Source organism: Rossellomorea sp. NRS-1567, assembly GCF_050467885.1.
Taxonomy (GTDB): Bacteria; Bacillota; Bacilli; order Bacillales; family Bacillaceae_B; genus Rossellomorea; species Rossellomorea aquimaris_C.
The window spans coordinates 171,823-186,824 of the sequence record NZ_JBITPL010000030.1; the positions used below are offsets into that span (position 1 = coordinate 171,823).

The 15,002-nt window shown below is 39.5% G+C and carries 13 protein-coding genes; 6 read left to right on the plus strand and 7 right to left on the minus strand.

Features of this window, described 5'->3' with window-relative positions; translation table 11 throughout:
* The first annotated feature begins 349 nt into the window (after window positions 1-349).
* The 6 genes from ACIFOD_RS21300 to ACIFOD_RS21325 all read left to right on the plus strand — a co-directional run bounded on the left by ACIFOD_RS21300 (window position 350) and on the right by ACIFOD_RS21325 (window position 8,134).
* Window positions 350-1,582, plus strand: coding sequence for an aminopeptidase (locus ACIFOD_RS21300; RefSeq protein ID WP_430316162.1), 1,233 nt, complete (start codon window positions 350-352; stop codon window positions 1,580-1,582).
* 236 nt (window positions 1,583-1,818) lie between these two features.
* A complete protein-coding gene (locus ACIFOD_RS21305; RefSeq protein ID WP_397551246.1) occupies window positions 1,819-2,652 on the plus strand; it encodes an alpha/beta hydrolase in 834 nt (277 codons plus the stop codon).
* A gap of 121 nt (window positions 2,653-2,773) precedes the next feature.
* The gene (locus tag ACIFOD_RS21310; protein ID WP_430316163.1) at window positions 2,774-3,967 is read left to right on the plus strand and encodes a class I SAM-dependent rRNA methyltransferase; all 1,194 of its coding nucleotides are present in this window, start codon (window positions 2,774-2,776) and stop codon (window positions 3,965-3,967) included.
* Window positions 3,968-4,727: 760 nt separating this feature from the next.
* A complete protein-coding gene (locus ACIFOD_RS21315; RefSeq protein WP_430316164.1) occupies window positions 4,728-5,258 on the plus strand; it encodes a D-glycero-alpha-D-manno-heptose-1,7-bisphosphate 7-phosphatase in 531 nt (176 codons plus the stop codon).
* A gap of 204 nt (window positions 5,259-5,462) precedes the next feature.
* Window positions 5,463-7,379 carry a DUF294 nucleotidyltransferase-like domain-containing protein gene (locus ACIFOD_RS21320; protein ID WP_430316165.1) on the plus strand — a complete coding sequence of 639 codons (1,917 nt, stop codon included), beginning with the start codon at window positions 5,463-5,465 and terminating at the stop codon, window positions 7,377-7,379.
* Window positions 7,379-8,134, plus strand: a complete 756-nt coding sequence (locus ACIFOD_RS21325; RefSeq protein ID WP_397551242.1) for a PolC-type DNA polymerase III — start codon at window positions 7,379-7,381, stop codon at window positions 8,132-8,134. The genes ACIFOD_RS21320 and ACIFOD_RS21325 overlap by 1 nt, the downstream gene beginning before the upstream one ends.
* 78 nt (window positions 8,135-8,212) lie before the next feature.
* Here the strand turns inward: ACIFOD_RS21325 and ACIFOD_RS21330 are convergent, their stop codons facing one another.
* From ACIFOD_RS21330 to ACIFOD_RS21360, 7 genes are all read right to left on the minus strand, one after another.
* Window positions 8,213-9,475 (minus strand): glutamate-5-semialdehyde dehydrogenase, encoded by a 1,263-nt coding sequence (locus ACIFOD_RS21330; protein WP_430316166.1) that lies wholly within the window; start codon window positions 9,473-9,475, stop codon window positions 8,213-8,215.
* A 73-nt stretch (window positions 9,476-9,548) separates the two neighbouring features.
* Window positions 9,549-10,664, minus strand: a complete 1,116-nt coding sequence (gene proB, locus ACIFOD_RS21335; RefSeq protein ID WP_430316167.1) for a glutamate 5-kinase — start codon at window positions 10,662-10,664, stop codon at window positions 9,549-9,551.
* Window positions 10,665-10,781: 117 nt separating this feature from the next.
* Window positions 10,782-11,627: a pyrroline-5-carboxylate reductase gene (proC, locus tag ACIFOD_RS21340; RefSeq protein ID WP_430316168.1), complete on the minus strand. Its 846-nt coding sequence runs from the start codon at window positions 11,625-11,627 to the stop codon at window positions 10,782-10,784.
* 460 nt (window positions 11,628-12,087) lie between these two features.
* Window positions 12,088-13,041: an LCP family protein gene (locus ACIFOD_RS21345; RefSeq protein WP_430316211.1), complete on the minus strand. Its 954-nt coding sequence runs from the start codon at window positions 13,039-13,041 to the stop codon at window positions 12,088-12,090.
* Window positions 13,042-13,208: 167 nt separating this feature from the next.
* Window positions 13,209-13,928, minus strand: coding sequence for an ATP-binding protein (locus ACIFOD_RS21350; protein WP_430316169.1), 720 nt, complete (start codon window positions 13,926-13,928; stop codon window positions 13,209-13,211).
* Complete coding sequence (locus ACIFOD_RS21355; protein ID WP_430316170.1) at window positions 13,925-14,410, minus strand: ECF transporter S component; 486 nt, start codon at window positions 14,408-14,410, stop codon at window positions 13,925-13,927. The genes ACIFOD_RS21350 and ACIFOD_RS21355 overlap by 4 nt, the downstream gene beginning before the upstream one ends.
* Entirely contained in the window at window positions 14,400-14,990 is a 591-nt protein-coding gene (locus tag ACIFOD_RS21360; protein ID WP_397551236.1) for a cob(I)yrinic acid a,c-diamide adenosyltransferase, read from the minus strand. The genes ACIFOD_RS21355 and ACIFOD_RS21360 overlap by 11 nt, the downstream gene beginning before the upstream one ends.
* Window positions 14,991-15,002: the final 12 nt, after the last annotated feature.

The window sequence follows — 15,002 nt, forward strand, 5'->3', positions numbered from 1 at the left end:
GAGGTGAAATGATGAAAAAGGTTAAAAAATTATTACTAATCACCAGCCTTACGGCTATGGCACTCTCTGGTGTTGTGGTAATCAACTCCCCGGAAGAAGAATTCCCACCATTCTCAAGTAAATTATAAAAACATAACCATCAGGACTGGCCCTTTTTAGGACCAGTCCTTTTCAATCGTTCAGCTCATCTGTCGATCTACCATATGTGAACTCGTACAAATCACGTTAAAAGAAGGTTCACATCCTTTACGTATACTTAATCAATTGATTTGAAAATATAATTATTCAATGAAATTTTCTGAATAAAGAGATATAGTTAGTATTGAATACATATCAAGGGGGATTTTAGATGAATACTGCATTTGAAAGTAAATTAGAAAGATACGCAGATTTAATCGTAAAAGTAGGACTAAACCTGCAAAAGGATCAAGAACTTCTGATTTCTGCACCTATTACAGCGTATAAATTTGTTCGACTTGTTACTAAGAAGGCCTATGAAGCGGGTGTATTAAATGTACTAACGGACTTCTACGATGAAGAGTTAAAGAAAATCCGCTTAGACAATTCTTCTGAGGAAGGCCTGAAAGCGTTTCCTGATTGGAAGGCAAAAGGGTTTATTGAAATGGCGGAAAACAATGTAGCGCTATTAAATTTAGCGGCACCAAACCCTTCCCTATTAAGAGATGCGGATCCAAAAAGGGTTGCCATTTTGAACCGAGCTTCCGCTGAAGCAATGAAAGATTTTTCTGCTTATATCGGCGGTGGCAAAATTAGCTGGCTAATAGCGGCATTCCCTACAATCGAATGGGCTCAAACTGTTTTCCCTGAACTCTCTCAGGACGAAGCAATCGATAAACTATGGGAAAACATCTTTTATACAACCCGGACGGATCAGGAGAACACGGTCGCACTTTGGGAATCTCATATTAGTAATCTGAATAAGAACGCTGACCGTTTAAATCAAAGCAAATACAAAAAGCTTCATTACAAAGGACCTGGAACAGATCTTTCCATTGAATTCCACCCACAAACGAAATGGATCAGTGCCCAGTTCACAAATGATCAAGGAATTCCCTTTGTTCCGAACCTCCCAACGGAAGAAGTGTTTACAATCCCAGTCAAACAAGGTGTGAATGGGACTGTCTCAAGTACGAAACCACTTAACTATAGCGGTACGTTAATCAAGAACTTTTCCCTGACCTTTAAAGACGGTAAAGTGGTAGAATTCACAGCTGAGGAAGGATATGAAACCCTGAAAAATCTGCTGGAAACAGATGAAGGGGCCTCCTATTTAGGAGAAGTGGCATTGGTTCCTCACAACTCACCTATCTCTAATACAAATATTATCTTCAACAACACACTTTTTGATGAAAATGCTTCATGTCATATAGCGCTGGGTAGAGCTTTATCAGTGTGTGTGGAGGAAGGTAAAAATATGACGGCGGAACAATTACGGAAAGTAGGTTTTAACGAAAGCATGATTCATGTAGATTTCATGATAGGATCGGCTCAGTTAGATATTGACGGCGAAAAGGAAGACGGGTCGATTGAACCTATCTTCAAAGCCGGTGATTGGGTTTAAAATTTGATTTCGAAGGAAGAATAATGGTGCAAGGCTTAAATAATTTATTTAAGCCTTTTTTTTGTTGAGGTTTATCTTAACAATACTTTTGGAGAAAAGAGTTTTTAATATAAACCACTGTATCATTATTGGTAAAAGTTACATGTAATATGACAAACAAATTTCTTTTTTAACATATTCAATACTTCACGAATACTTTACAATAGAAGTATACCTTTTTTAAAGGAGCGATTTTCTTGTCGATCAATCACAAACATTCGTTTTTATGGAGTGGCATCATTCTCTCTTTCTTCACTTTATATATAATATTTCGCACTACAAATGTACAATCCAGTGAAAAACCCTTAACCGTTGAAGAAAAATACCCCACTGTCTTTGTGCACGGGTATAAAGGTACATACAATTCTTTCAGAACGATGCTGGAACGTTTTGAAAACCAACATGGCTGGGGTCAAAAAACGTTGGAGATTTATGTGTCTGAGAATGGCAGTGTAGTGTATAAAGGATCTCTTCCCACAAATCCCACTTCACCTCCACTCGTTCAAGTCATTTTTGAAGATAATCGGGCATCATTGGAGAAACAGGCGATTTGGTTAGAAAATGCCATGAAGCTTTTACATCATCAGTTTGACGTTTCAAATGTAAATATTGTGGGACACTCCATGGGCGGCCTTGCGTCAACAAAATATATTCTAAATACCAGGGATAGCTCGTTTGTCCCTAAGACCCATAAATTCATTACGATTGCTACCCCTTTCCTTGGTGTTACGAAGGAATCCTATGATGAAATCAATACAGGTGCAGCTGTTATAGACTTAAAACCTGAATCACGTGCATTGAAAGAAATGTTTTTGAATCGCCATTTAATCCCTTCCAATATAAACATATTATCCATAGCGGGATCGGGTGATGATGTGGTGAATGTTCAAAGTGCTATAGGCAGTCAATTACTATTTGAAAAAAACCAATATCAATCCAGGATAGTGTATGATCCATCCATTTCTCATAGCGGCCTGCATGAAACGATAAAAGTAGACCGGCTTGTAGGAGATCACTTATGGGGTAAATGACCAGCTTCCCTATTCAGACCGTTTTATATCTGAATAGGGAAGTTTTTTATTGTGCAGTTGCGTAAACTTCCTTTACGTTCTATACTACACAAGACTAAACCTCAAGGTTAGGATGAGTAGAATGACAAAAGAAAGAATCATTAAAGCAAACCCAAAATACATACAACATTTCCAAAAAGGATTCCCCCTTCTTAATAAAGAAAATGTGACATCATCGATTGAGAATATTGAAGAGGGAGAAATTCTTAAACTTGTAGACAATAACAATGGCTTTATCGCCAAAGGCTACTCTGGAATACAGAACAAAGGAATCGGATGGCTGCTGAGTTGGAAGGAACAAGAAGCAATAGATAAAGACTTTATCTTAAAAAAGCTTCAAGCTGCCATCAATCAACGTCTTCACTTCTATTATAGTGAAGATACGACAGCGTTTCGAGTGTTTAATGGTGAAGGAGACGGATTTGGAGGGATCACCATTGACTACTTTGATGGCTACTACCTCGTTCAATGGTATTCAAAAGGAGCCTATGCCTTTAAGGAAGAAGTTATGCAAGGGTTAAGAGAATTAACGGATTACAAAGGCATTTATCAGAAAAAGCGATTTGCACAGGAAGGAAAATATGTGGAAGAAGATGATTTCGTTGAGGGAACCCGACCTTCCTTCCCCCTTCTTGTCAAGGAAAATGGCGTTCAATTTGCCATCTATTTAAATGACGGCGCAATGGTAGGGGTTTTTCTTGACCAACGTGAAGTGCGTAAACGAATTCGTGACTCGTACTCTGAAGGCAAACGTGTATTGAATACGTTCTCTTACACAGGCGCATTTTCTGTTTTCGCTGCACTCGGTGGTGCCCTGGAAACGACCAGCGTAGATCTCGCTAATCGCAGTTTAAGTAAAACGATCGAACAATTCAGCATTAACGGGATCGATTACGAAGCACAAAACATCATTGTGGAAGATGTCTTTAAATACTTTAAATATGCCTTAAAAAAAGAACTCTCCTTTGATCTTGTGATTCTCGATCCGCCAAGCTTTGCCCGCTCCAAGAAACATACATTCAGTGCAGCTAAGGATTATAAAGATTTGTTAAAAGAAGCAATTGCCATCACTGAAAAAAAGGGTACCATTGTGGCATCCACTAATTGCAGCACCTTCAATATGAAGAAATTCAAGAGCTTTATTGAAACAGCCTTTAAAGAAACCAATGGAAAATATAAAATACTCGAAGAATACACACTGCCCGAAGACTTTAAAACCCTCAGTCAATACAAACAAAGTGATTACCTTAAAGTCGCCTTTATTCAAAAACTATAATGGATAGGGACTGGGACAAAACTAAAAAACCATGATATAAAGACGAAAATAAGTAGTGTTGGTTCTTAATACCGCTAATGATTTCCGTGCAAGACTACGCTTTCCGCGGGTAGCTCGTGAGCCTCCTCGGCAAGCCTGCGGGGTCTCACATAAGCTACTTTTCCCGCAGGAGTCTTCGTCTTGCACTCCAATCAACCGCTTGAGAGAGCTAGAATCTAAATGTACATTGAACAATTAAAAAACCAAACTAAATTGCCTCTTGAATGCAATTTAGTTTAGTTTAACTTATACAAAACACTTTTGTCCCAGCCTCCTCCTATATGTATATATTAAAAGTTTTCTTTCATTTTCTTTTATTCCTTTATTTTGGAAATAAACGCTCATCAAATCTAGAATAGGAGCTTTTTTGTTTGTCTACCTTTTTAGGCAGTAAAATGAAGTAGCACAGAGTGGATTGGAGCGGAAGGCACTTTACTCCTGCGGGAAATAGAGGAAAGGTCGAGACCCCACAGGGCAAAGCCCGAGGAGGCTCGACTTCCTCCCCGCGGAAAGAAAGTGCCTGGAGCGGAAAGGAACGGTCACGGCCTCTGTTTTCACACTTTCATTCATTCAAACGATTAATATACTTTTTGGAATCTGTGTTAAGGTTTATTCTTTCCGCAGATGACAGAATAATCTGTCATTATTTCCTCGGAAACCGCATAAAGCGACATGTAGTAAGGGTTTATTGGAGAAAAAGATCGAATAAGGAGGTTTACTGATGAAAAAAGCTGTTTTTCTTGATCGTGATGGAGTAATCAATGAGGTGAAAACAGAGAGAGTGACATTTGTGAATCGACCCGAACAATTTTATTTCCTGGAGGGAGTCCTTGAAGCTATCAATTTATTGACTGATTCCGATTTTCAAGTTTTCGTCGTTACCAACCAGGGTGGAGTTGGGTTAGGATATCTTTCTCATGAACAACTTCAATCCATTCACGAACATATGTTAAAGGAAATTGAAAAGGCCGGGGGGTTCATTCAAGAGGTTTCCTGTTGTACTCACAAGCCGCATGAGGGTTGTGAATGCAGGAAGCCTGAAGCAGGGATGCTCTTGGACCTGGCAAAAAAGCATGATATTGATATTGCCCAATCGTATATGGTTGGTGATCGCGAGGTAGATATTGAAGCTGGCCGCAAAGCGGGTTGCAATACTATCTTACTTGCAGACGGTCCCTCTCACCTATATAACGCCGATCACATGTTTACTAACTTAATGGAAGCTGCTGAATTTATCGTCACTCATAAGTAAGTCTTAAAGGTGTCCCAAAAACGGGACACCTTTTTTTCATCCCTTTTGGTCTTTAATCGATATCGTGGAGTTTAACAAATTCGACCATTCAGTATATCCATTCAAACTTCCGTCAGGACGTCCGGAAGATCCCGTTTTATCGTTTTCAAAATAGGGAATTCTATGGTAAAGTACTATGGGACTAATGAGAACGGGAGGTATTTGATGAACCAGCAGGAATTATTACAAATTATACGAGATCACTATCCCTTTGATGTTCTAACCACTGAACAGTTAGATTACATTATTTCCGGTTCTAAATACACCACCTTCAAGAAGGGTGAATTCCTTTTTCACGAAGATGAAACGGTAGAAGAACTTGATATATACTTCCTTGTCTCGGGACTTGCGAAAAATGTTCTCCATCGCTCAAGCGGCAAACAGTATTCACTCCGATTCTACTATCCAGGAGACTTAATCGGGATTATGATTATGCTTACAAGCGGTGAAATGACCTTTTCCGTACAGGCAATAGAGGATTGTACCGTGTTCCGCATTCAAAAGGATCGACTATTGGAGATTATGACCAAGAACAATGACTTTTCAAAAATCATCTTCGAAAGCATCGGAAATCGTATGAAAACATTGTACGATGAAATAAAAGTGAAATCTGCCACTGAATCCGACGACGAAAATATCAATCTGTTTCGTACTAAAGTGCATACGTTAATGGATCGCCCCACCTTCATTGACGAAAATGCCACTATTCTTGAAGCAGCCAGAAAGATGAAAGAAGAAGATACATATGGACTAGTGGTAGTAGATCAAGAGAAAAAAATGCATGGCATTCTTACCCAACGGGAAATCCTGTCTTATATTACAAACCCAATAATCAGTGAATCAGTTAAAGACTGGATGAAGAAAAAACCGTTTTGGATTCGTGATGAATCCTTTGCATATGAAGCCCTTTCTTATTTCAAGCATGAAGAAGTGGATTTTGTACCCATTATTCGCAACGATGAAGTTGTGGGAGTTCTGACCAGTACTTCGTTTCTCAATATACAGGATTCAAATTATTTAGATCTTTCGTATAAAATCCAAAAAGCCGTTTCCAACGACGAACTGGTAGAGCTGGCAACGGTGAAAAGTAATACTTTTCAACAGTTCATCCAAGATCTGCTCCTTCAAGATAGTTTTGGCTACGATATTTGCGAAGTGATCTCAAACTATAATGATCGCCTGCACCGAAAAATCATTCAATTAACCGAAAAAGAAATGCGTCAGGAAGGATTCGGATCTGCGCCTATCAATTATTGTTTTATCGTAATGGGCAGTCAAGGCAGAAGCGAACAAGGCTTTCATACGGATCAGGATAATGGAATCATTCTCGATGATTATAACCACTTGTCCGATCTTAACAAGGTTGATTTGTATTTCCAGGCATTCACGGAAAAACTCAATTTAAAGCTTGCTGCATGCGGTTTTCCTGAATGTACTGGCGGAATCATGGCGAAGGAACAGAAATGGAAACGATCCTATACTGATTGGAAAAAGGCGATTGATGAATGGCTATACGAAATAGATGCACAGGAAGTTCAAAACATTACGATGTTCTATGATTTCCGCCCCATTTATGGTGATTACTCCATCGCAGAGGAAATTCGAAATTATTTAGCGGAAAAATCGAAACGGTCTCTAAATATGCAACAACTATTAAGAAAAGATGCCCTTCGTTTCAAACTTCCTGTAGGCCCTTTGGGACGAGTGAACCTGAAGCCTAGGAATCATTTGTTTAACATCAAAAAGTCCGGGCTTTTACAAATCGTCAATATGATTCGCATTCATTCTGTAAAATACGGAATAAAAGAAGTTAATACGATAAAGAGGGTTCAAGCATTGAAGAAGATGCAGGCTTTCCATCCAAGGGATGCTGAAAATGTAAAAACAGCTATGCACATTCTTCTCACTCTCCGTACAAAGCAAAACCTTCTTGAACTTATAGAAGGAAAACCATTAAGTAATGATATTGATGTACGTACTCTTTCAAAAGAGGATCGTCAGAAATTAAAAGAATCCATCCAGATTGCTAATCGACTTCAACAAGTGATGGAAATTAGTTTTAATAGGAACCGGGTGGTTTAATGAATGATATTGGAATTAATGTGGGCTACCGCATTCTGAAATATTATTTATGGCAGCAATTTTTCTTTCGCTTTCAAGTGAAACGGGAAAAAGAAAAGCTATCCTACCATAAATTATCTCGTGCCCTAAAAGAGTTTGAAGAAGAAAAACCCACGCTTCAACAAAAACATTTGTTCGATTGTGATTTTACCATATTTGACCTGGAGACAACGGGCTTTTTTCCGGAGGTCGGGGATGAAATCATCTCGATCGGAGCGGTTAAGGTTAAGGAAGGTAAAGTTCAACGGAAAGACACGTTCTATCAGGTCATCAATCCCCTTCAAACGGTTTCGAGGGATACGAAGCGATTTACAGGTCTGAGACGAAAAGACTTTCTGAATGGTGTTACGTTACCTATCGGATTGGAGCGATTTATTGAGTTCAGTAAAGGAACGATCCTTGTCGCTCACCCAGCCAGTTTCGACATAAATTTTCTCCAAAAAAGGATCTATAAGTGGCAGCTCCCTTCATTTGATCCTGAATATGTCGACTCCTTTTCGCTTGCCAATGGGTTATTGGAACGGGACGATTGCTACCTGGACGCCCTTGTAAAACGGTTTGACATCGATTACCGGACACGACATCATGCTCTGAATGACGCGATCATGACCGCCGAAATCTTTGAAGAGCTATTAAAAATCTGTTATCAGCAAGAGGTTCACACGATACGGGGATTGAATGAGTTTATTCTGGAGGAGACAAGCTCCGGGTTCTGATCTGAACTCCTCCCTCCTGACAGCTGATAAATGAAAAAAACGCTTGAGAAAATTTCCTCAAGCGTTTTTCCATGTTTATTATCGAATTTGTCCGGTTCCATGCATCATATACTTAACGGTTGTTAAAGCTGGTAGCCCCATTGGTCCTCTAGCATGAAGTTTCTGTGTAGAGATTCCAATTTCAGCACCAAATCCTAACGCTCCTCCATCAGTGAAACGAGTGGAAGCATTATGATAGAGAGCGGCAGCATCAACGAGCATCATGAATTTCTTCGCTAATTCTGTATTTTCCGTGACAATGGCTTCTGAATGCTTTGTACCATATTGTTCGATGTGATCGATTGCTTCATCCAAAGAAGGGACAATCTTCACGGCAATATCCAGACTTAGATATTCATTTGCCCAATCTTCTTCTCCTGCAAGCTTCGCATCTTCAATCGCTTCGACCACTTTTTCATCTCCGTGAATGGTTACATTGTGTTCTTTAAGCTTTTCTACAAATGCACCCTTATTTTCTTTAAACCAGTCTTCATGCAGGATGACGGTTTCAGCTGCATTACATACCGCTGGACGGTCTGTTTTTGCATTGATGATGATGTTTAATGCTTTTTCCACTTGAGCTTCTTTGTCAATATAGATATGACAGTTTCCTACGCCAGTCTCCAGGACAGGTACAGTTGCATTATTAACGACAGCATTGATTAATGCACCTCCACCGCGCGGAATCAACACATCGATATGCTCTTTCATCGTGAATAGCTCACTTGTTGCTTCTCGATCGGTTGTATTGATAAATTGTACGGCATCTTTAGGAATATCGGTTTTCTCAAGTGCTTCATGCATGACGTCCACAATTGCTTTGTTCGAAGTAATGGCATTAGAACCACCTTTTAGGACAATGGCATTACCGGATTTTAGTGCTAATCCAGTTGCATCAACCGTTACATTAGGACGGGCTTCATAAATCATTCCAATGACACCAAGTGGGACCGTTACTTTTTGAACTTGCAGTTGATTTTCAAGAGTCCAATCGGATACTACTTTACCAGTGGGATCTTCCAGGTCAGCAACTTGACGGAGACCACTTGCAAAATCTTCAACACGTTCTTTAGAAAGTGATAAACGATCCATAAATGCAGCTTCGAAGCCCTTTTCTTTCCCTCTTTCAAGGTCTTTTTCGTTTTGCTTTAGTATAGATTCGTAATTCGCCTCTAAATGATCGGCAAGGATATGAAGGGCTTTATTTTTTTGGTCGGTAGTCAGCATACTTAGTGTTTTAGAAGCTTTCTTTGCAAGCATCGCTTGTTTTTTTACATCCGTTTTTTCTATAGTTAAAGTCATCAAATACCTCCTGATTTTTTTGAAAAGAATTCGACCGGATTGTGCAGGGGAAGAAGGAGACTAACTCCTTCTTTTATACTCCTACTGGAATGGGTAAATCCACATGACATACTAGTTGGTCAATTTCGACTGCGATTTGATCCGCTTTGATGTCTGTTGGATTTTTCAGTTGACCTGAACGGAAATTGACCATTCCCAAACCAATTTCTTCATTTCGATTATCAAGGATTCGTACGACTGCACCTTTATTAAATCGGCCTTTTACAGTATAAATATCATCAATTGTTAAGCTTTCTTTTTGTTCCAGAATACGGTCTTTCGCATCTGAATCGATGGTGATTTCACCTTCGGGACCTGAGTTGAACGCAATCCATTGCTTTTTGGAATCAAGGTTTACGGAATCTTCTGCTGTTTCAAAGTACGTCCCTTTCGCTGTATGTTGGACAGCATCGTAAATAACATCTGAGTTTCCTGATTTACCTAGAAACGCAGGAATTCCAGAAGCCATTGTGATCTTAAATGCATCGATTTTCGATCTCATGCCACCAGTTCCTACAGAACTTCCAGGCTCTCCTGCCATGTCTTCGATATCTTCAGTAATTTCCGTTACGCTTTCTAGCAGTTCAGCATTTGGATTTTTACGTGGATCAGAATCATACAGTCCGTCAATATCAGATAGAATGATGAGTTGATCAGCATCCACTAATGCCGCAACTTTGGCAGACAGGGTATCATTGTCTCCGAATTTCAGTCGATCAACCGTTACTGTATCATTTTCATTGACAATTGGGATGATCCCTCTTTCAAGCAGGACATTGATTGTATTTCTTGCATTGTTATATCGGTCTTCATCAGAAAAATCACTACGAGTGATCAGAATTTGAGAAGCCACGTATCCGTTGGAAATTAACAGATCGGAATACGCTTCAATCAATAGTCCTTGACCAATAGCTGCTGCTGCCTGCTTCTCCGGAAGAGAGCTTGGACGTGTTAAACATCCTAATTTACGATAACCGGCAGCGACGGCACCTGATGAAACAAGCAATACTTCATGGCCATCATCTTTTAAACGGACGACTTCATCAACGAGACGTTCCAGTTTTCTACGACTCATTTCTCCATGCAGGCTTGTTAATGAACTACTTCCAATCTTGATTACGATACGTTTCTTCTGATTATTTTGGGACATTCAATCACTCCTAGTAAAAAGGTCCGTCCCTCGCCCCCTTTATGTGTGAGGGGACGGACTTGTATTTCTTGTATGGTTGGTATTAGTTATTTGGGGTGCTTACGATTCGATGTTTGGTTAGCTGGTTACTAATTGTTTGGACTGTAAGGATGAGCTTATTTCTTTCGAACGTTTTTCTGCTCCCTTGACAGCTTCTGAGATAGCCTTACCTCCGCCGAACTCTGCTAATGCATCAAGTCCTGCAGCTGTAGTACCATTTGGGGATGTTACATTCTCTCTTAGTTGAGTTGGTGATTCTTCACGCTCAAGCATCATTTTGGCTGCACCGAAAATGGTCTGAGCTCCGATTTTACGTGCTAATTCCGGATCTAACCCGGCTTCGGCACCTGTCTTTTCAATGTGTTCCATTAAATAGTAAAAGTATGCTGGGCCACTTCCGGCAATACCAGTGAAAATGTCCATCTGACTTTCTTCAATCACGAACACTTCACCAATGCTTGATAATAACTCTTTTGCATTTTCCATATCTTCTCTTGAAGTAAAGCGACCAGCACTAATGGCTGTAGCAGATTCTTTCAACATACTTGACGTATTTGGCATAACCCGGATAACAGGCTGACCTGCAGGTAGTTGCTCTTCCATATGAGAAGTAGTGATTCCTGCAAGCACCGACATAATCACTGTATCGTTTCTTACTAAGTGATTAATGGAATCTAATGCTTTATCAATATCCTTTGGTTTCATCGCGAGAATAAGAATATCTATCTCATTAAAGGGTAGATCATCTTTTGTTAAAGCCGATATATCATATTTCGCTTTCATTTCCTGAAGTCTTCCTTGATTGCTTCGATTAGAAACAATAATTTGTTCTGATGGGATCTTTCCGCTTTGTACAGTACCTGAAATCATTGCTTCCGCCATGTTTCCTGCACCTAGAAAAGCTATCGTTTTATTTTTTAACAATCATATCCACTCCTGTTCCTATATTAATTGTCGGGTTTTTAATCGTACATTCATTTTTTAAGTTTAATAATAATTATGAAAGAATTTTATGTTGTTAAATTTCCTGGTTAATGTGTCTAAAAACCTTTGTTGTCGTGTGTTTGTTCACAACGTTTATAATCGTAACATGCTGGTATATGATATCAAGGGCATTAAAGGAAGTAGTTAGGAATTAGCCGTAATACGAAGTGGAAGCGTTATCATTACCATTTATGTTAATCAGATTCCTTCTAAAGGCTATATATTGGCTCAGAGAGCGTATAATCAGAATTTTTGCTTTTGCTTTTACTGCTTGAATGAGAGTCGACTTTTCCAACACATACTGTCAGAGCAGTTCTTAACGCGGTATTCATTACTACTTCCCAATCCACAAAAAAAGCCCGTTAAGCATTTTTCAGCTTAACGGGCTTTTTTCATTCATTCATTCAGTTGTAGCTTCGTCTGAGCTCTTACCATTAAGAAAGTCTTTCAGAGCTTGTATATTTTCTTCAAAATTAATATCCAGTACAGACCCTACACCGCTATAGCTACCAAAACCATACGATCCTTCAACTGGGATGGTGAGCTTATCCATATCGCTGCTGTTACTCAACAGAATATCTTTAGCGATGGAAATTTGATCAAGCTTACTCATATTTGTCTGGATATAGGGTTGAATGGATCCCGCCATTTTAGGAAGCTTTGTAACTCCACCTATTGAGAGTACCTCATCTTTAAGAGCATTTATGACTTTTTGTTGTCTTTCAACCCTGCCAAAGTCTCCCTCTGCATCAGCACGGAACCTTGCATACCCCAATAATTCTTTCCCATTTAAGTTTTGAACACCAGGCTGAAGGGAAACGCCAATGTTTTCCGACATCGCCTTTTCCACATCCATTTCAATTCCATCCGGTGCCAGTACATCAACGGATTGTTCAAATCCTTTGAAGTCGACTACCATGAAATATTGAATATCAATATCAAAGTTGTGTTTGATGGTCTTTCTAAGCAATTCTGGTCCACCTAAATAAAATGCTGTATTCAGCTTATAGTTTTGGTATCCCGGTATTTCAACATATATATCCCTCATAAAGGAAACGAGTTTGGTTTCATTTGTTTTGGGGTCGATCTGTGCGAGCATCATTGTGTCGGTCCTGGATTTCTCCTCGCCTCTGCTGTCGACTCCCAATAGCAGTACGTTGACCTTGCCGTCCTTATCTTTCACACCATTAAATTTATAATCTTCTTGAAGTTTATCGTCTCCAGCCATTTTGTATCCACTATAAAATTGAAACGCTGCATAACCGAGTAAACTAAATATAAGTAATAATAATACCAATATCACTTTTCTTCCGCGTTTTTTCTTTTTAGACTTTCGATCTAATCGTGAATCCATTTCTACACCTACTTTTATGTCATTCATGAATTACTGATGATAGTATGAAATAGTACTCTATTCTTATGAAATTGACAATCGAAGAATCTTGGATAAACTAACACATTTCTCCATACCATTTGAAAGTTTATTTTATCACAAATATCCATAAAAGTATTTATTTGTTCCTATCCCTGCAAATGAAGTGAATGGAAGTAACCGTTCGTAAGCTCTATTACTTCTGGTTCCTCCACTTTGTTGTAAGATATGATGAATGAAGTAGAAGGCCCGCTGGATTTGTCCAAGTCTTGGGATGTGGTGACATCCTCTCTTCTTAAAGGCTTCCCTAATAAGAGAGAAAGTTCATGAAAAACGCCTTTAGAGCCGACTGGCATTATTTCGATGATAGAAGGGTGTTGAACACAGTTCATAAATAGAGCCAGTGGTGCAATGGAAGCATGTTGCTTCATCACTTCAATTCCTACCAAGGGGGTTCCGATAAGCGCATAAGCAAGGTTTGTACAAGAGGGATAGGTTCTCTTCTTGTTTCTTATGCCAATACACGTAACTCCAAGGCCCGATTGATTAAGACCGATATTCGATTCAGTACTCCCCGTAATGGGAGTACCTTCCTGTTTCATTTCACTTAAACCTTTCTTCACACCATTGCAATACTGATCCCATACAGCATCACTTGTAAAGTTCAGTAATTGAATAGCTTTGAGCCTTGCTCCCACGGCCAAACATTCCATCGCTGCTACACGGAAACAGTAATAACCCACTGTCTCCGGATCCGCCAGGACCACATCTCCTTCTTTATTTCCAATCCCTCCGCTGCAATCAGAAGCCAGGATCAACTCTTCTTCATCTGAAATTGAAATGGATATAATATCCCGAAGCTTGATCATGCGATTTCCCCCTTTTTCACTCTTGAACGAAGAGGAGGATACAAGAAGTGGGCAATCGTTAAATTAATGAAACTGGCTATTAGTAAGGAAGGAAGAATGGCATAGTAAAATGAAGAACTAAGGATAAATATAAATGGAATTCCCGCGAGTAGACCATTTCCTATAAAAAAAAGGATGGCTGCAAGTACCCGTTTCCCATTCGAGAACACATATCCAAATAACCATACAAAGAAGGCCATTTCAGCAGCAATGAGCACATGAAATGGGCCAAGGGGGAAGCCTGAGTACAGGCTCGAAAGCAAGTGACCTCCGCCTGCAACGATTGCCCCCCATCTCCCATTGTAAAGGGAAGCAATCAATAATGCAGGCATACTATCCAATGCAACCGTACCTATTACGGCAGGTATCTTCACCATTCCACCAATCGCAGAAAAAGCCATAAACAATGAAAGTAGCAAAAGAGTCTTAAGATTACTTTTCATTTTTTTTCTGAACTTTACTGGTTGAAAATACGTTTGCGCTTCGGATATATTCGACATCTTTTACATTACAACGATAATTGATCACACGGGCCAATGCGAAAAAGTAATCGGATAATCGATTGATATACTGCAATGTCACAATGGGAAAGTCCTCGTCCGTTTTTGAAAGTGAAACCATGATTCTCTCTGCTCTTCTTGTAACCGTTCTGGCAATGTGAATACTTGATGATGCTTTCACGCCACCTGGTAAAATGAACTTCTCAAGTAGAGGCGCTTCCTTCGTAAACCTATCAATCTTCTCCTCCAACGCATGGACGGATTGGGGCTGAAGCTTGATTTTTCTATGCTTAGAAACGTTGGATAGGTCACCGCCACAATCAAATAGTTCATGCTGAATCGTCTCAAGATCCTGTAGTACATCCTGAAAACCCTCTACATCCAGTTCTGAAATGGCTTGCCCAACAAAAGAATTCACTTCATCCAATGTTCCATATGCTTCGACACGAATATCATCTTTATCTACTCTTCCACCGATCAAACTCGTTTGACCTTTATCACCAGTTCTTGTGTAAAGCTGCATGTTTACCCTCTC